This window comes from Secundilactobacillus similis DSM 23365 = JCM 2765, from assembly GCF_001311075.1.
Classification (GTDB): domain Bacteria; phylum Bacillota; class Bacilli; order Lactobacillales; family Lactobacillaceae; genus Secundilactobacillus; species Secundilactobacillus similis.
The window spans coordinates 1-17780 of record NZ_BBAD01000037.1 but is presented as its reverse complement, the minus strand read 5'-3'; the positions used below and the strand labels follow the sequence as shown (position 1 = coordinate 17780).

Annotated in this window: 17 protein-coding genes and 3 pseudogenes; 16 read left to right on the top strand and 4 right to left on the bottom strand. The window is 46.8% G+C overall.

Annotation, left to right across the window (positions count from 1 at the left end):
• Positions 1-214: 214 nt before the first annotated feature.
• The 10 genes and pseudogenes from dinB (at position 215) to trxA (ending at position 11256) form a co-directional block, all read left to right on the top strand.
• Positions 215-1320, top strand: a pseudogene (dinB, locus tag JCM2765_RS09385) (DNA polymerase IV).
• Between the two features lie 102 nt (positions 1321-1422).
• The gene (locus tag JCM2765_RS09380; RefSeq protein ID WP_054736260.1) at positions 1423-2382 is read left to right on the top strand and encodes a DHH family phosphoesterase; all 960 of its coding nucleotides are present in this window, start codon (positions 1423-1425) and stop codon (positions 2380-2382) included.
• Between the two features lies 1 nt (position 2383).
• Entirely contained in the window at positions 2384-3751 is a 1368-nt protein-coding gene (locus JCM2765_RS09375) for a DEAD/DEAH box helicase (RefSeq protein WP_054736258.1), read from the top strand.
• A 347-nt stretch (positions 3752-4098) separates the two neighbouring features.
• Complete coding sequence (alaS, locus tag JCM2765_RS09370; protein WP_054736257.1) at positions 4099-6744, top strand: alanine--tRNA ligase; 2646 nt, start codon at positions 4099-4101, stop codon at positions 6742-6744.
• A gap of 226 nt (positions 6745-6970) precedes the next feature.
• A complete protein-coding gene (locus tag JCM2765_RS09365) occupies positions 6971-7240 on the top strand; it encodes an IreB family regulatory phosphoprotein (RefSeq protein WP_054736255.1) in 270 nt (89 codons plus the stop codon).
• On the top strand, positions 7240-7671 hold the full coding sequence (gene ruvX / locus JCM2765_RS09360) for a Holliday junction resolvase RuvX (protein ID WP_054736254.1): 432 nt from the start codon (positions 7240-7242) through the stop codon (positions 7669-7671). The genes JCM2765_RS09365 and ruvX overlap by 1 nt, the downstream gene beginning before the upstream one ends.
• Before the next feature lie 19 nt (positions 7672-7690).
• Positions 7691-8020: a DUF1292 domain-containing protein gene (locus tag JCM2765_RS09355; RefSeq protein WP_054736252.1), complete on the top strand. Its 330-nt coding sequence runs from the start codon at positions 7691-7693 to the stop codon at positions 8018-8020.
• Between the two features lie 114 nt (positions 8021-8134).
• Positions 8135-8431 carry a cell division protein ZapA gene (locus JCM2765_RS09350; protein ID WP_054736250.1) on the top strand — a complete coding sequence of 99 codons (297 nt, stop codon included), beginning with the start codon at positions 8135-8137 and terminating at the stop codon, positions 8429-8431.
• A 53-nt stretch (positions 8432-8484) separates the two neighbouring features.
• A pseudogene (locus tag JCM2765_RS09345) lies at positions 8485-10845 on the top strand (endonuclease MutS2).
• 90 nt (positions 10846-10935) lie between these two features.
• Positions 10936-11256, top strand: coding sequence for a thioredoxin (trxA, locus tag JCM2765_RS09340; RefSeq protein WP_054736248.1), 321 nt, complete (start codon positions 10936-10938; stop codon positions 11254-11256).
• A 425-nt stretch (positions 11257-11681) separates the two neighbouring features.
• Here trxA and JCM2765_RS09335 read toward each other — a convergent pair whose 3' ends face one another.
• Both JCM2765_RS09335 and JCM2765_RS17165 read right to left on the bottom strand, forming a co-directional pair.
• Positions 11682-12020: a DUF2507 domain-containing protein gene (locus JCM2765_RS09335; protein ID WP_054736246.1), complete on the bottom strand. Its 339-nt coding sequence runs from the start codon at positions 12018-12020 to the stop codon at positions 11682-11684.
• A 20-nt stretch (positions 12021-12040) separates the two neighbouring features.
• A complete protein-coding gene (locus JCM2765_RS17165) occupies positions 12041-12202 on the bottom strand; it encodes a hypothetical protein (RefSeq protein ID WP_156301748.1) in 162 nt (53 codons plus the stop codon).
• 268 nt (positions 12203-12470) lie between these two features.
• Here JCM2765_RS17165 and murI point away from each other — a divergent pair, with 268 nt between their 5' ends.
• The 4 genes and pseudogenes from murI to cbpB all read left to right on the top strand — a co-directional run bounded on the left by murI (position 12471) and on the right by cbpB (position 14952).
• Positions 12471-13298: a glutamate racemase gene (gene murI / locus JCM2765_RS09330; protein WP_054736244.1), complete on the top strand. Its 828-nt coding sequence runs from the start codon at positions 12471-12473 to the stop codon at positions 13296-13298.
• A 16-nt stretch (positions 13299-13314) separates the two neighbouring features.
• A pseudogene (locus JCM2765_RS09325) lies at positions 13315-13915 on the top strand (XTP/dITP diphosphatase).
• 2 nt (positions 13916-13917) lie between these two features.
• Positions 13918-14454, top strand: a complete 537-nt coding sequence (locus JCM2765_RS09320; protein ID WP_156301747.1) for a metallophosphoesterase — start codon at positions 13918-13920, stop codon at positions 14452-14454.
• Positions 14455-14460: 6 nt separating this feature from the next.
• Positions 14461-14952, top strand: a complete 492-nt coding sequence (gene cbpB, locus JCM2765_RS09315; protein WP_054736240.1) for a cyclic-di-AMP-binding protein CbpB — start codon at positions 14461-14463, stop codon at positions 14950-14952.
• Positions 14953-15083: 131 nt separating this feature from the next.
• On the opposite strand, the gene JCM2765_RS09310 is transcribed toward cbpB, so the two are convergent.
• Positions 15084-15548: a mechanosensitive ion channel family protein gene (locus tag JCM2765_RS09310; RefSeq protein WP_369404068.1), complete on the bottom strand. Its 465-nt coding sequence runs from the start codon at positions 15546-15548 to the stop codon at positions 15084-15086.
• A complete protein-coding gene (locus JCM2765_RS19115) occupies positions 15548-15931 on the bottom strand; it encodes a hypothetical protein (RefSeq protein WP_369404066.1) in 384 nt (127 codons plus the stop codon). The genes JCM2765_RS09310 and JCM2765_RS19115 overlap by 1 nt, the downstream gene beginning before the upstream one ends.
• 249 nt (positions 15932-16180) lie before the next feature.
• Between JCM2765_RS19115 and JCM2765_RS09305 the strand changes: the two genes are divergently transcribed.
• Positions 16181-16585, top strand: coding sequence for a DUF948 domain-containing protein (locus JCM2765_RS09305; protein ID WP_054736238.1), 405 nt, complete (start codon positions 16181-16183; stop codon positions 16583-16585).
• Positions 16586-16608: 23 nt separating this feature from the next.
• Positions 16609-17097 (top strand): YtxH domain-containing protein, encoded by a 489-nt coding sequence (locus JCM2765_RS09300; RefSeq protein WP_054736236.1) that lies wholly within the window; start codon positions 16609-16611, stop codon positions 17095-17097.
• Positions 17098-17780: the final 683 nt, after the last annotated feature.

Here is a 17780-nt window from a genome sequence, read left to right as displayed (position 1 = left end):
AAATTTTCTGACCGACCGGTTGTGCCCATAATATCGCCCATGATTAACGCGTCAACGAAGCCAAGTTTCACAAACTCCGCGCACTTACGCTGGACACAAACGATAAGTAAAAACTGGTCCAAGCGGTTAACTAGTACCCCATAATTGCCCATGAACGTTTGTTCGGGTATAATGGAAAAAGCATGATTCAGACGGTGATTGGAGGTGATCAGCAATGGATAATCCGGTTCAAATTGACGCACACCGGCAAATTTTGCACGTGGATATGGACGCTTTTTACGCGTCAATTGAAGAACGAGATACGCCGGCTTACCGGAAGGTGCCATTGGTGATCAGTAAAGATCCGCGGCGCACGGGTGGTCGGGGCGTTGTGACAACCGCGAATTACGTTGCTCGTCAGTATGGGGTGCATTCAGCGATGCCGTCCCAACAAGCGCTAAAGCTGTGTCCAAAGGCAACGTTTATTTCACCTAATTTTCCGCATTACCGGGAGATATCGGAACAGATTCACGAGATTTTCATCACTATACGGACATTGCTGAATACGTCGCCTTCGATGAAGCCTACCTTGACGTGACGAAAAATAAGCCGGGAATTGCCGATCCGGTTGAGCTGGCAGTTAAATTGCAAGCTGAAATCTGGGATCAAACTCACCTGACGAGTTCGATTGGGGTCTCCTACAGTAAGTTTTTGGCGAAGGAAGCGTCCGATTACCGTAAACCGGTGGGCATCACCATTATCCATGCGGCAGATGCCCATGATTTTTTAATGAAGTTGCCAATTGAGCGGTTTCGGGGCGTTGGTAAGAAAACCGTGCCGAAGATGCACGAGTTGGGCATCAACAACGGGGCCGACCTTTACCAGTGGGACGAACTAGACTTGATTCAAAAGTTTGGTCGCTTTGGTGAAGTACTCTATCAACGGGTTCGGGGCGCCGATAACCGCCCAGTTGAGTATCAACGCGATCGCAAGTCGATTGGCAAGGAACGAACTTACTGGCCGTTTTTGACGACGCAAAGCGAAGCCGATACGCAACTCGATAAATTAGCTGAGATGGTGGCCAGAACGGTGACCAAGCAACAGATGCATGGCCGGACATTAGTGCTCAAAGTCCGATATGGTGACTTTAAAACTCAGACTAAGCGAATTACTGAAGCCGATTTTTTGGAGAATGATCCACAACTGTACGCGCGCTTAGCAAAACAAATCATGGTCTCGTTGCCGGAAAATCAAGAAGGAATTCGGCTCTTGGGGATAACCTTGACCGGATTAGCACCAATTGCATTTGAAAACGTCAAATTGGCGTTATTTGATGATTAGTAGAGACATCAACGCCCATTGTTGCGCTATTGAATAACCGGGTCGAAAACGTTATACTGGAATGACGACTTACGAGACAGTTGGAAAGGTGACGCGATAGCGATGACATTAAAGGAAACGCAAACGGCAATTTTAGAAGCAATTAAACAACATCAAACGGTGATTATTCACCGACACCAACGACCTGATCCAGATGCAATCGGCTCTCAAATGGGCTTGGCGGCGATCTTAAAGGCCAGTTTTCCAGAAAAGAAGATTTATACGGTTGGAAAACAGTACCCCGGATTTGACTGGTTGGGCAAAACTGATGAGATTGCAGATGAGGTTTACAAGGACGCCCTAGTGATGGTCTTGGATACCGCTAACCAACCACGGGTAGATGATAGTCGTTATCTAACGGGTGATCAGCTGATCAAAATCGATCACCATCCTAATGATGATGCGTTCGGCGACCCAATGTGGGTGATGCCAGAAGCATCAAGTACGTCGGAATTGATTTTTGATTTTTACACGGCGATGAAACCGGCACTGACTTGTACCGATGAAGCTGCCCGCGTGTTATACGCCGGCATCGTTGGTGACACGGGTCGGTTTATGTATCCGGCAACGTCATCGCATACGATGCAGGTTGCAGGTCAGTTGATGACCTTCAACTTCTCAGCAAGTGATATTAATCAAAAGGAAGATGAAATTTCGATTCCATTAGCCCGACTGTCAGCGTTTGTTTATGAAAATTTGACGATTTTACCAAGCGGTGCGGCTTATTTGAAGTTATCTGACGAGGTGTTGGAACCATTCGCGTTAGGTGACGAGAGCACAAGTGCCATTGTGCCATTGCCTGGTCGCCTGAAGGAAGTCGTTGCGTGGGCCATTTTTGTGGAATCTAAGGACCACACGTTCAGAATTCGGTTGCGGTCAAAAGGCCCATCGATCAACGAACTGGCTAAGAACCACGGTGGTGGCGGACACGCCCTTGCCAGTGGGGCCTTAGCACACGATGATGACGAGATTCAACAAGTCATCAAAGAACTCGATGCGTTATTACAAGAACAAGGAGAATAGAATGAGTCAATCCTTTACGGAGTTTGGGTTAAAGCCATTTTTACTAACGGCACTAACCGAACTCGATTTTAAAGAACCAACAGCGGTGCAAGCGAAGATGATTCCCGTAATTCGGGAAGGACGCAGCGTTATTGGCCAATCTCAAACCGGGAGTGGGAAAACCCACGCCTTCTTGCTGCCAATTTTTGACGGGTTAGAAGCGGATAACCATGAGGTTCAAGCCGTGATTACCACACCTAGTCGGGAATTAGCTTACCAAATTTATGGTGATGCCAAGCAACTCGCTAAGCACAGTCCAGAACCACTTAAGTTAGGCAACTACGTGGGTGGGACCGATAAGCAACGCCAAATTGAAAAACTCGAACGTGAACAACCCCAACTTGTCATCGGGACACCAGGTCGGATTCGGGATTTGATCAAGAGTGGGGCACTTGATGTGCATACTGCTCGCCAATTTGTTGTCGATGAAGCCGACATGACCTTTGATTTAGGGTTCTTGGAAGACGTCGACCAAATTGCTGCGCGGATGCCAGAAAAGCTCCAGATGATGGTCTTTTCAGCAACGATTCCAACCAAATTACGCCCATTTTTGAAAAAATACCTGGTTAACCCAGTTGTGGAAGAGATCCCAGTTCAGTCGGTGATCAGTCCAACCATTGATAACTGGCTGTTAGCCACCAAGGGCCATTCTAAGAATGCGTTGATCTACCAGTTATTAACGATGGGTGAACCTTACCTCGCCTTAGTATTTGCCAACACGAAGCAACGGGTCATTGAAATCGCAAACTACTTGAAGGATCAAAACCTCAAAGTTGCTGTGATTCACGGTGATGTGCCTGCTCGGCAACGTAAACGGGTGATGCGTGAAGTTCAAAACCTGGACTTCCAATTCGTTGTGGCCACTGACTTAGCAGCCCGCGGAATTGACATTGAAGGGGTTTCTCATGTCATTAACGATGGCATTCCAGAAGACCTTGATTACTTCATTCACCGGGTTGGCCGGACCGGTCGGAAGGGGTTGCCAGGAACGGCAATCACCTTCTACTCACCTGATGAAGAAGAACAGATCGAAGCGCTGGAAGCGATGGGCATTGAATTCAAACCGAAGGAAATTAAAAACGGCGAGATCGTGGATTCATTTGACCGTAACCGGCGTCAAAAGCGGGGGAAGAAGTCAGTTAAAATTTCTGGTGCCCTTGCTGGTCAGATTCACAAGAAAAAGAAAAAGGTTAAGCCTGGCTATAAACGTCAGATTCAAAAGGCCATTTCAAAGGAACAAATGTACGACCGGCGGATCAAGCAACGGCAAGATCGACGGACGGCGAAGAAACAAAAGAAGTCTGCTTCTCAACGTTATACAGAGAAATAGGGATTCATCAATGACGCACTCGTTTGTGGCCATTTCGGCTGGAACGAGTGCGTTTTGACTTTAGTGCGTCGACTCAGAGTTCAGCTTGACTAACCCCGGTCCGCCAAGTATACTAAGTATCGTGCAATCAGCGAGGACATGCTTTAGGCTGGAGGTTCAGAAACGTTTTGGGTGCTGTGAAAAACGACTCTTAACTAAGGTGCTCCCTCGTCGACTAATAGAATAACCGTTGCTCAGCGTAATGAGCTTAAGAGGTAAACGATCAACATCGTTGCAAGTAAAGTGGTACCGCGTCTATGGCGTCTTTACTAGCAGCGGTGTTTTATTATTTTTAAAGGAGAATTGTCATGAAGGAACTAAGTAGTAGTCAGATTCGGCAGATGTACCTGGACTTTTTCAAGAGTAAGGGTCACACCATCATGCCAAGTGCATCGTTAGTGCCAGTAGATGACCCAACATTGCTTTGGATCAACTCTGGGGTTGCCACGATGAAGAATTATTTTAACGGGTCAGTTGTACCTAAGAACCCCCGGATGACCAGCTCTCAAAAGAGTATTCGGACGAACGATATTGAAAACGTTGGCCGGACTGCGCGCCACCACACGTTATTTGAAATGTTGGGGAACTTCTCCGTTGGGGATTACTTTAAGGATGAAGCAATCGCTTGGGCTTGGGAACTCTTAACGTCAGACGACTGGTTTGGCTGGGATCCAGAAAAGCTCTACATGACGGTTTACCCTAAGGACGATGCTGCTAAGAAGCGTTGGCTAGAGGTTGGTGTTGCTCCAGATCACATTATTGAAGCCGAAGATAACTTCTGGGATATTGGTGAAGGCCCTTCAGGCCCCGATAGTGAAATTTTCTACGATCGTGGTCAGTCCTTTAACAACTTGGCCGATGATGATCCTGAAAACTATCCTGGTGGCGAAAATGAACGTTACCTTGAAGTTTGGAACATCGTGTTCTCACAATTCAACCACGAACCAGATGGCTCATACAAGCCATTACCACGGAAGAATATTGATACTGGGATGGGCCTTGAACGGGTCGTTTCCGTGTTCCAACACGCGAAAACCAACTTTGAAACCGACTTATTCTTACCAATGATCCACGCAACTGAAACTTACAGTGATGGTAAAAAATACGGTGAAGATGCCAAGGAAGACGTTTCCTTCAAAGTCATTGCTGACCACGCCCGCGCAATTACCTTTGCGATTGGTGATGGGGCGTTGCCTTCAAATGAAGGTCGGGGCTACGTTATTCGTCGCTTGATCCGTCGGGCCGTTGTCAATGGCCAAAAATTAGGCGTTGACGGGGCGTTCTTGTACAAGTTAGTGCCCGTTGTCGGTGAAGCGATGAAGGCCTTTTACCCAGAAGTTTTGGAAAACAGCGACTACATTGCGAAGGTTGTGAAGTCTGAAGAAGACCGGTTCAACGAAACCTTAACGGATGGCTTAAACTTGTTGAACGCCTTGATTGCTGAAACCAAGAAAGCCGGCCAAAAAGAAATTGATGGTGCTGAGGCCTTCAAGCTTTACGATACCTATGGTTTCCCAGTTGAGTTAACGCGTGAATACGCTTTTGACGAAGGAATCGGCGTTGATGAAGATGGCTTTGAAGCTGAGATGCAACAGCAACGTGACCGGGCTCGGAAAGCGCGGAATTCCGATAACTCGATGGGGGTTCAAACTGATCTATTGATCGGGATTAAGTCACCAAGCGAATACGTTGGTTACACCCAATTAGCCGTTGATGATGCTAAAATCAGCGACATTCTCGCTGATGGGGCGATCGTTGACGCTGCTGAAAGTGGTTTAGTTCAAGTCATCTTTGACAAGACGCCATTCTACGCTGAAATGGGTGGCCAAATTGCTGACCAAGGTGACGTGTTAGATGCCGATGGTAACGTGATTGCCACCGTTGAAGACGTTCAACACGCACCAAACGGTCAAAATCTGCACACGTTGAAGTTGAACCGGGCCATCAAGGTTGGCGAAACGGTAACGTTAAAGGTTAACGAACACTTCCACAGCAAGGTTGAAAAGAACCATACGGCAACCCACTTGCTTGACCAAGCACTTCGGAACGTCTTTGGCGAACACACGCAACAAGCGGGTTCATTAGTTGAACCAAATTACTTGCGATTTGACTTTACCCACTTTGGTCAAGTCACTGAAGCGGACCTGGCTAAGGTTGAAGCCATCGTTAACGAAAAGATTTTTGAAGAAATCCCAGTAACGACCGTTGAAACGGATCAAGAAACTGGTAAGAAGATGGGGGCCATTGCGCTCTTTAGTGATAAATACGGTGATAAGGTCCGGGTTGTTTCCATCGGTGACTTCTCAATCGAATTCTGTGGTGGGACTCATGTTAAGAACACCAACGAACTTGGACTGTTCAAGATCACTTCTGAAACCGGGATCGGTGCTGGTACTCGCCGGATCGAAGCCGTAACGGCTGGCGATGCATTTGCTTACCTGAACGACCATGATCAATTGTTGGAACAAGCTGCTGGTAGTTTGAAGGCGCAACAAGTGAGTGAAGTGCCTGGCAAGATCAGTCAATTACAAGACCAAATCAAAGCCTTGACCAACAAGGCTGATAGTCTTGAAGCGAAGTTAGCAAGTCAACAAGCTGGTCAAATCTTTGACAACGTTCAAACGGTTAATGGCAAGCAATTGATTACGGGTGTCGTTCAGGTATCTTCAATGGATCAATTGCGTCAATTAGCTGATACTTGGCGTCAAAAGAAGTTGTCAGACGTGCTGGTACTTGGGGCACAAGTTGGCGAAAAAGCCAATTTGATTGCGGCTGTCAGTGATGACTCGATCAAAGACGGTCTGAAGGCTGGGGACTTGATCAAAGCCATTTCACCAAAGATCAATGGTGGTGGCGGTGGTCGTCCTAACATGGCGCAAGCTGGTGGGAAAAACCCTGCTGGTTTACAAGATGCCATGACCGAAGCAACTAATTGGCTGGCAAATTTAGCATAACGTGTTAAACTAGTTGGAGGCCGATGGCTGATCGTTCATGATCAGTCGGTAACGGACCCCGCTGATTGGGGATTTCAGGACGAGTTTGAGATGACTAAGGTACTGTTTATCACGCGATTAATTGCAACTAAGAGTATTACGAATTAGTTACATCGTGGGTCATTCGTTGTCGTGACTGCCGTTATCCGGTAAAATGAAGTTAAATAACATCGGTGGAGGTGTGATCATGAGTACGTTAGATAAAACCATGTATTTTAATTTTGGTGACAAACAACCTAAGGACGTTCATGATACGCTGGTAACAGTGTATCAGGCGCTTGAAGAAAAAGGGTACAACCCGATCAACCAGATTGTTGGGTATCTATTGTCTGGCGATCCGGCGTACATTCCCCGTATCAATGATGCGCGGAACCTGATTCGCAAGCACGAACGTGATGAGATTATCGAAGAACTGGTCCGCTTCTACCTCAATGAGAATGGGACGTTGACAAAGTAATGCGATTAATGGGATTAGATGTCGGATCAAGAACCGTCGGGGTTGCCATGAGTGACCTGCTTGGCTGGACTGCGCAAGGCGTTGAGATCATCCGGATCAATGAGGATGAAGAACAATTTGGCATCGATCGAGTCAAGGAACTGGTGAGCCAGTATGAAGTGACTGGGTTTGTGCTGGGGTTGCCTAAGAATATGAATAATAGTTTAGGCCCCCGCGCTGAAGCTGCGCAGAACTATGGTGAGTTACTAAAAGCAACCTTTGATTTACCCGTTGATTTTGAAGATGAACGGCTAACCACTGTCGAGGCTGAACGGATGCTCGTTGAAGAAGCGGATACGTCGCGAAAGAAGCGTAAGCAAGTGATCGATAAACTTGCTGCTAGCTTGATTCTTCAAAATTACTTGGATCGCCAAGGCCCGTTAACTAAATAAAAAAGTGAGGCGTACAACTATGAGTGAAAACAACGAACAACAAATTACCATTGTCGATGAAGAGGGCAACGAAGAGCTATACAACGTTCTATTTACCTTCAAATCACCTGATTTTAACAAATCATACATTTTGCTTTACCCAGCTGGTAAGGCTGACGATGAGGAAGTTGACATTCAAGCTTACCAATTAGCTGATGGCGATGACCCTGCCGATCCTCAAGGCGGCGACTTGTTACCAATCGAATCTGACGAAGAATGGGACATGGTTGAATCCATGTTAAACACCTTCTTGAACGGCGGCGGTACTGATGCCTCTGATCAAGACTGGGGTGTCCCAGATCCTGAGTAAGTTATTACGATGCACGTCAGTCACTGACGTGTGAGTCCATTTAGCCGCTGGTCCGAATCGGGTCAGCGGCTAAATGAGGTTTAGGGTCCTTTTTAGGGCCAAAGTTTGGGGGAAATGGTTTTGCACGAAACGGATGATGAGGTTAACCCACAACGGCGGCGGTTTAAAGCCGTTGTTGACGGTCAGACCTATACCATCGTTGGTAGCCGCTCCGAAGCGCACATGCGGGCGGTGACGACGTTGATGAATCAACAATTGAACCAATTAAAGCAACTCGCACCGTCGATGACCAAGGAAGAAGCGGCAATTTTGCTTGCGTTTAACGCTATTTCAGATCAACTTGAAAAGGCAACGCAATTGGACCGACTTCAAAAGGCCCAAAAAACGCCTACCGAACGGCCAACCGATTAGACTGCTGGTACTTTTGTTGAAGTAATCGGCAAGCTAGGAGAGTACAGATTAAAATGAACGAGAAAATTTTTAAAACAATGGCGTTTGAGCAGATCAAACAACAATTGCGCCAATATTTGGTATCGGCGGCCGGTAGCGCTGAACTTGCGCAACTGACACCATCTGATGACTTAGCAACCGTCCAACAAGCGATTGATGAGACTCGAGATGGAGCTGATATTTTACGGTTAGAGGGCGGGATTCCACTGCCTAAGTTAGCGGATATTACGCCACACATCAAACGCTTATCAATTGAGGGGACCCTGAGTGGGACCGAATTAGCACAAATCAGTCGGGTTTTAAAAACGGTTCAGCGGGTGGTCAGTTTCTTTGATGACCTCCAGCAAAAGCCCGTCGAATTACGACGGTTATACACGGTTGTCGCTGATTTGATCCATTTACCAGAGGTTAGCAAGCGGTTATCAGTTTCGCTGGAAGATGACGGTCGGCTAACCGATGAAGCCTCACCAGACCTGAAACGGATTCGCCGAAAGATCACAACCCTTGAAGGTACGATTCGTGAACAAATGGCGGGTTATACTCGAGGAAAGAATGCCAAATACCTGAGTGATACCTTAGTGACGATTCGTGACGACCGCTACGTGTTACCCGTTAAGGCCGAGTATAAGCAACGGTTTGGCGGCATTGTCCACGACCAAAGTGCCAGTGGGCAGACCCTCTATATCGAACCAGAAGGGGTGGTTGTGAAAAACAACCAACTCCGTGAGGCTCAAATCGAGGAACGGCAAGAAGAACGCCGGATTTTACTCGAACTATCAGAATTATTACGGCCATACCAAACAGAAATCTTAGAGAATGCAACCGTCTTGGGTCATCTGGACTTCATTAACGCCAAAGCGCATTATGCGCATGCAATTAAGGCAACGGAACCGATTTTGTCTGCCGATAATCAAATTGCGTTGCGGCAAGCCCGGCACCCGTTGATTGCGGCGGATAAAGTGGTCGCTAACGATATCGAACTTGGAACGACCTATAAAGCCATTATCGTGACCGGACCGAACACTGGTGGGAAAACCGTTACGCTGAAGACGGTTGGGTTAGCACAGTTGATGGCTCAATCGGGGTTATTTATTGCGGCTAACGAACATAGTCAAGTTGGGTTGTTTGATGAGATCTTTGCCGATATTGGTGATGAACAATCGATTGAACAAAATTTGAGTACGTTCTCGTCACATATGGAAAACATCGTTAATATTTTGAAAGATGCAACTGACCATAGCTTGATCCTTGTCGATGAATTAAGTGCCGGGACTGATCCGCAAGAAGGGGCAGCCCTCGCCATGGCGATTCTGGATGACATTGGTGCGATTGGTAGTGAAGTCATCGCGACGACCCACTATCCTGAACTTAAAGCTTATGGCTATAATCGTCCGGAAACGATTAACGCAGCATGGAATTTGACACGGAAACGTTGCAACCGACTTATCGATTATTGATTGGGATTCCTGGTCGAAGCAATGCGTTAGAAATTGCGGCTCGACTGGGCATCAAACAAACGATTATTGATGAAGCGCGGAGTTTAACGGATAGTGATAGTCAAGATCTGAACCAAATGATTGCTGATTTGACGGCGCAAAAGCGTCAGGCTGACCTAGACGCTGCTGCGGCTGCTAAAGAATTAGCGGATAGTCAGGCGTTACATGATGACTTAAAGGCGCAATTTGAACGTTATCAAAATCAAAAGGATCAGTTGACGGAATCGGCTAAGGACAAGGCCAACCAAATCGTTGAAAAGACGCGGGTTCGTGCGGATGAAATTATCCGTGATATCCGTAAGAAACAACTACAAGCCGGTAAGACGGTGATCAAAGAAAACCAGTTGATCGATGCTAAGGGACAAATCAATGCCTTGCAGCAAGATCAACAACTGAAAAAGAACCGGGTCTTGAATCGCGAAAAGCGCCGTCATGCATTTAAGAAGGGTGACGAAGTTCTGGTTAAGTCTTATGGGCAACGTGGCGTTATCATGGATAAATTGGATGCACACCACTTCGAAGTGCAAATGGGCATTTTGAAGATGAAAATCGAAGACCTTGATCTCGAACGCGTCAGTGCTGAAGAAATCAAGAAAGAGCCACAACCTAAAGCAACGGTACGGCGGACACGGTCAAGCGGGGTGTCACCAACTTGATCTTCGTGGTCACCGTTACGAACAGGCCATGGCGGAAGTGGATCGGTTTATCGATTCAGCGTTACTGGCGGGTTATCCATCAGTGACAATCATCCATGGGAAGGGGACTGGGGCCCTGCGTCAAGGGGTTACGGAGTACCTGCAATCGAATCGCCGAGTGAAATCATTCGGCTTTTCACCTGCCAATGCTGGTGGTGATGGCTCAACTGTTGTAAACCTGTAAGTTGCCGATTTTAGAAGTGCATTTTGCTTGTACTTTTGGTAAAAGCTGGTAAACTTACTAATTGTAAATGAATAAGGGAGGGAACGTTTTATGGCTGTTTTAGAAACCACGGATTCAACTTTTGAAAAAGATACTGCAACCGGTGTTACGTTAACCGATTTTTGGGCAACTTGGTGTGGTCCTTGTCGGATGCAATCACCCGTTGTCGAACAATTATCTGAGGATATGGCGGATCAAGTAACGTTCAACAAGATGGACGTTGATGCTAATCCAAACACGCCACAACAATTCGGCATCATGAGTATCCCAACCCTCCTTGTTAAAAAGGATGGTCAAGTGGTTGACACCGTTGTTGGTTACCACACAAAAGATCAATTAAAGCAATTGCTGACCCAATACGTCGAAGCATAATTGCGACAGAAAAGGCGTCATCCGAGAAATCGGGTGGCGCTTTTTGCTGTCGTTTGTGTCCAGCGTAAGTGTGCGGAGCGAGACGGGTTGAGAGCAGTGTGCAAGGCGACATCGGTGAAGGCGCCCGGGCCTGGCGGGTTTACCGATGTCGCCTTGCATGCAGCTCTCAGTCTCGCGCAGCACTATTCGGCGTGGTGGCCAGAAAGCGCGTGGTTAACAAGTTCTTACAATGACAGAAACCCTAGAAATAACAGTTTAAGTGGCGCCGAATTTTGTAGCCTGAGAGCGCCGGTTTTCATGCGGCTTTGGCGAGCGAAGCGACGACAAACAGCCAACACCCAGATCGCACCCAACCCTAACGTTAGACACAAACGCAATAAAAAACGCACGTCCCATGAAATGTACATGCGAGTTTAATTAAATGATTAACCTTGAGGCGCACTCGGTGTGTCAGGGTGCGTTAGCGTCATTGGATTGAGCTCGTGAGGGTCGCTAGTGGCGTCTTTGGGGTCTAAGTGGACAATTAAGCTAACGGCGTCTGCATGGCGGTTTTTTTGCGGATCCTGAGCTTCGGTTTCAGCGACAACGCCAATCATTTGCTCGACGCTTTGGGCAAGAAAACCAGCTTCAAGCATAAACGGCGCTGCAGTTTCGGTGTAGCTTAGTCGAGCACTAACTGGTAAGCCAGTTAGGGTAAACCGCCATTCCTTAGCGGTTTGTTTATCAAGTGTCAGGTGGCCAAGCTGGGCTTGTTCAAAGAACAAGGCAATGTCAGTGACGTTACCTAATTCAAAGCGGCGGGCAAGTTGTTTACCCTCCAGTATGCGATATTACCGGCATCAGCGCCCAAAATATCAGTTAAAACAACGTCTCGAAGGAGCGCCTTACCAAACAATGGTGCGGTTGCTGGATCGTTAAGGTAGTGTGCGTAAATCTGGTTATCCATAATTTTCTCCATCCTAAATAGCTATTACGTTTAGATTACAATGGAAAGCGTTCAAATTGCAAGTGGATTATCATAACTTAAGAAATGATTGCTTTGCTTGCAACCGCTGTTATTTTGGTGAATAATATAAGTTCAAGTAAGATAAAAGCCCAAGCGGGTGTTTGGTACATATCGATTACTCGCAAGCGATGATTTTGAAGGCTATCGAATAAATAAGTGGCGAGATTTAAGTGAACACAGTATTTTTGAAGAGAAGGGAAACAAGCGCATGGTTTCTGGAGCAATTGGTTTTTTGGATTCAGGTGTTGGTGGGTTAACGGTCCTTAAGGCAGCGAAGGCGCAACTCCCATCCGAATCAATGATTTTTGTGGGCGATCAAGCTCGAGTCCCCTATGGTCCCCGGTCAAGTGAAGAGGTCGTTCGATTTTCGCGTGAAATCGCCGGCTTTTTGACGCAACAATCGGTCAAAGCACTGGTGATGGCTTGCAATACTGCAACAGCTGCCGCATTACCCTTGTTGCAGCAAGAACTTCCAATGCCAGTGATTGGTGTGATTCAAGCTGGTAGTCAACGGGCAGTAACCGTGACAACGCACCAACGAATCGGCGTGATTGCAACGGAAGGCACCTGTAAGAGTCATGCGTATCGGCAAGCAATTCAGGCGTTGATGCCTAACGCAACGGTGTATGAAGTACCGTGCCCCGAATTTGTTTTGCTGGTAGAAGCTGGCAATTATCGCTCGGCTGAAGCGACCACCATCGTACAGCAACGGTTAGCATTTTTTAAAGATCACCCGGTAGATACGCTCATTCTGGGGTGTACCCACTATCCGTTGCTGTTGCCTCAAATTACGGCGGCGATGGGGCCGGGAGTCCAACTGGTTGATTCGGGTGTTGAAACGGCTAAACAGCTTCGTCGCCAATTAACGACAGCAAAGCTACTAACGCCAACGGCTGAACCGACCTATCAGTTCTACACTACAGGGACCGTCACGGAATTTAACCGAGTTGCAGCGGATTGGTTGGGCGATACACACCTTAACGTGACTCAGCTACCTGTGACGCGACTCCAACAATTTGACCATAATGACAATTAAAGTGAGGCAACGACAAATGACACACAGTGAATTAATTATTGCGACTCGCAATGCGGGTAAGGCGCGTGAATTTCGGGAAATGCTGGCACCAAAAGATCATCATCAAGACGTTAGCTGATTTTCCGAATATTGGTGACATTGCCGAAACGGGTACGACCTTTGAAGAAAATGCCACAATTAAGGCCACGGCAATTGCGCAACAAACCAGTTTACCAGTCCTTGCAGATGACTCTGGCTTGCAGGTGGCAGCTTTAAATGGAGAACCTGGCATCTATTCGGCTCGGTATGCGGGTGACCATGATGATGCCGCCAACAACCAAAAACTGTTGACCAAGTTAGCGACCGTCCCGGCTGACCAGCGCCAAGCCGTATTTCATTCAACCCTTGTGCTGGTTAAACCGAGTGGGGCCAAACTCGTTGTTGATGGTGAAGTTAGTGGTGAAATTTTAACCGCGCCTCGTGGGGATAATGGCTTTGGCTACGACCCGTTGTTTTACATTCCAGAAGCGCACAAGACGATGGCGGAAATGACCGATCATGAAAAAAATGCCATTAGTCACCGGGGCCGGGCAGCCGAGAAGATGATGCAACAGTTTGATTCATGGTGGGAGGCTTAAACGTGAAGTACTTAGTGATCAGTGATAATCACGGTGATCGTGAGATTTTGACAACGCTGTTTGCCCAGTATCGCGATCAAGTTGATGGCATCTTTCACTGCGGTGATTCAGAATTGAAGGCTGATGATGCGGTGTTCAAAGATGTTTCGGTGGTTGAAGGTAACAATGATCCGCGTGGTGAGTTTAGCGATGACATTGAGCGTGATGACCACGGTGAACACGTGCTCATGACGCATGGTGACCTTTATGGGGTTTCGATGGGGTTAACGCATCTGAGCTTGAAAGCCCAGTCGGTGAACGCTAGCTTGGTGTTTTACGGTCATACCCATCAATTAGCGGCTGAAATGGTAGATGATTGTTTGTATTTGAATCCCGGTAGTATTTCACTCCCTCGTGGTACCTATGCGTCGGTCGGTGGCACCTATGCACTTATCGATACAACGCCAGCGATCGTTACCGTCACGTTTTATGACCGGCAGCAACAACCGGTTCCAGGGCTTCAGTTCGAATTTACGCGTCAAACACAGAAAGGGCGATAAAAGTTTATGGTTGATCAACCCATTAAAGACCTCTTACTTGCGGATCATCAGACATTGATTATCCCGGCAAATATCGTTGCCAACGTGATGGTCAATAATGATTGTTACCATGCATTTTTGGTGTTAACTAAGATTGGTTATTCAAAGATTCCGGTGTTGGATCCAGAGCAACACCTATGTGGTTTAGTTTCATTATCAATGCTTACCGAAAAAATGTTGGATGTTAATCACGTTGCTCCAGAAAATTTGCGCCGATTAAAGGTTGCAGACGTGATGGAAACCGACTTTCGGTCAGTTGAAGATCCAACCGATTTGGATGAAATTTTACACCTTCTTATCGACAACTCATTTGTGCCGGTTGTTTCGGATGACCGGACGTTTACGGGCATTATTACCCGACGTGAATTGTTGAAACGCGTCAATTATCTGGCCCACAACTTTTCAACCCATTTTGAAGTTCAACAGATTGCGGACTTAGTGGGAGACCGTTCGAATTAGCATTATGAGTGGCGTTATTTTGATAAATGCTACAATTAACCATGAGTAAACAGGCGTCTAAATTCCACCACTGGGAATTTAGACGCCTGTTTGATTATAGTTTAAAAATGATAAGTGTCGTTTAAGTGTACTTAGACGTTCGGCGTATCCGTTCGATAAATCGTCGGTAAGGTAATATCAGCGTCACTAATGGCCTTTAAATAAGCGGACAGTAGTTCATGCTGAACAGTTGATTGCTCGCCAGGCTGGGTGAAGGTGACTACTTGAATCACCAGTTTACCATCTGGCAGCGGTACGGTTCCAAGATTCGTTGGCGCCTGCGTAATGGCTGGAAACTTGGACGCGACCGTTTGGTTCACCGTTTCGATGATGGCGTTGATATCATCAATTGGTGAATCTGGTACGATTGGAATTTGAACCAGCGCCCGCATTTCATTTCGAGACTTGTTGCTGACAATCGTAATGTTTCGGTTCGGGATAAAGTTTAAGGTCCCATCGGCACTAACAACCTGAGTCGTCCGAATGCCAATTGCGGAAACGGTGCCTTCGATTGTTCCAATTTTGACGGCATCACCAACGTTGATTTGTTCTTCCATCAAAATAAACGCCCCGGTAACGATATCGGAAACAAATCCCTGAGCACCAAGACCAAGGCTAAACTGAAGATCCCGGCCCCAGCGACTAACGTGCCAACCGGAACGCCCATGAATGAGAGCAAGGCGTAGATCCAAAAGAAGAGGACGGTGTACTGAAAGATGTTCATGACCAGTGTAAAGATGGTGTCCACTCGGTTTGCCGTTCCAGGGGTGATTTGAGTTGCTTTGTAGCGTTTGAATAAGTGCCGAATAATTTTTTTGCCTAACCAGTTAACCAGCAATAAACCAACAGAAACCAGAATTAACTGAAAAATGGTGGTCGCCGCTTGTTCACCGATGCTTTGCCAGTCAAAGTGGTGAATGAATCGAACAAAATGCGTCAAGATAGAGGGCTCCTTTTGAGGTTGTTAGACAATTGCCATTGATTGACAATTGCAATGAGTTCTTCTCTAGTTTAACAAAGTTAGGTGCCGTTTTCCAAGGTATAGCCATTGGAATTTTCATGATGAGTTGCTAGTCATGAAGATTCGATAACAAACCAATAAAAGCGGGTGAAACCGCGTACTTTTCATTGCGCCCGGACCGGTCAATGCTATTCTTAAATTAATCAAGGTAAAGTAAGGAGGGGTAGCGTGACAGGTGGACAAATTGCCGGTTTAATTGCCGCAATCGCGTTTTTAGTTTTGGTGGTCTTCATCGGTGTCTTTTTAACCAAGATGGTTCGGACGCTTGGTGAAGTGAACCAAAGCATTAAAACGATGACTGATGATATGGACGTCATTGCGAAACAAACGGAGGATATTTTGGCGAATGCCAATACGCTGTTAGATGATGTCAATCATAAGGTTGCCACGATTGATCCCGTATTCAAAGCGGCGGCTGATCTTGGAACCAGCGTTTCAGATTTGAACGAGGCAACTCGTGAATTAACTGGGAAGGTTTCATCGACAGCCAAAAAGTCGGTGACCTCTAACTTGGTGGCTCGCGCCGGGTCAGCGATGTTTAATGCTTATCGCGGCCGGAAATCAAAGGACTAAAAGTTGAAAGGAGTTTTTGCGTTATGGGAAAAAAGTTTGGCTTTTTATTAGGGCTCTTAGCGGGTGGTGCAGCAGCTCACGTTGCTTATCGTCGGTTAGATGATGCCCAAAAGGAACAACTTAAAGAAGACCTTCAAGATAAGGTTGATATCGCAAAAGACCGGGCAGTCGACTATGCGTTTTACGCAAGCGATGCTTGGGCAGACTTCAAGGAGACGTTTGCTGAACAGTCTGAATCAGTGAGTGATAAACTCAAGACGGCAACTGCCCAATTTGAAAACCAGCACTTCTCTAAAGCTGACGATGATGAAGCATCTAGCGAAGACTTACGTTCAGAGTTAGCGGACGTTGCTACGGCAGCGGATGATGACTCCGATGATATCGTACTTAATAGCGAAGACACTTTTGGCGGCGCTGATGTTTCGGATGTTACTGAAACTGAGGAAACACCTGCTGAGGATGCTGATACAGCTGACTCAACTGAATCAACTTCGAACAAACCAGAAGCATAACGATTAACGGTCTCAGCATTTTGTTGAATGTTGAGGCCGTTTTATTGTCGTTTGTGTCCAGCGTAAGCATTCTTCTGTTTAGTTTGTGAAGTTTGATTTGCGTGAACTGTCGATTCCGGTCAGCGGCTAGGTTCCTGCTGTGGGGCCGGCCTGAGCCGAAGAGCGGTCTCAGGCCTCGAATTCAAGCCTCGCTAAAACCCGTGCGAGTCTTGAATTCGTCCCCGATAATTGATGGTTGTTGGGAAAAACACCAACAACCACCAATTATCGCGACACAGCATCCACCTAGCCGCTGACCGGAATCTCATATTGCGCAATTTGGCATCACTGCAGACCATCTCAAGCGCTTAACTACGGGATTACAACGACTGACGTTGATTTGACAAACGTCCAGATTGATCAGCAATCGGCGATTCATATTACGATGGCTGAATAACGATGCATTCTGAATGTCAGTACAACTGCATTAAGTTCACGTAAACGTAGCACATAACTGGCAGATTTAGTTTCACGCAATCGTTGATTCATTGCGGTTACTGAACATTGACCACAATCGTTTATTGCGGTTGTCGAGTTACCACTGAACGTTGCGGTTACACAGGTTCATCAACTTCATAATATGACGGTCAGCTGTTGTGATTGCCAACAGCGCACCATGTAGCGGGAGGCGGAGGCGCGCGAGG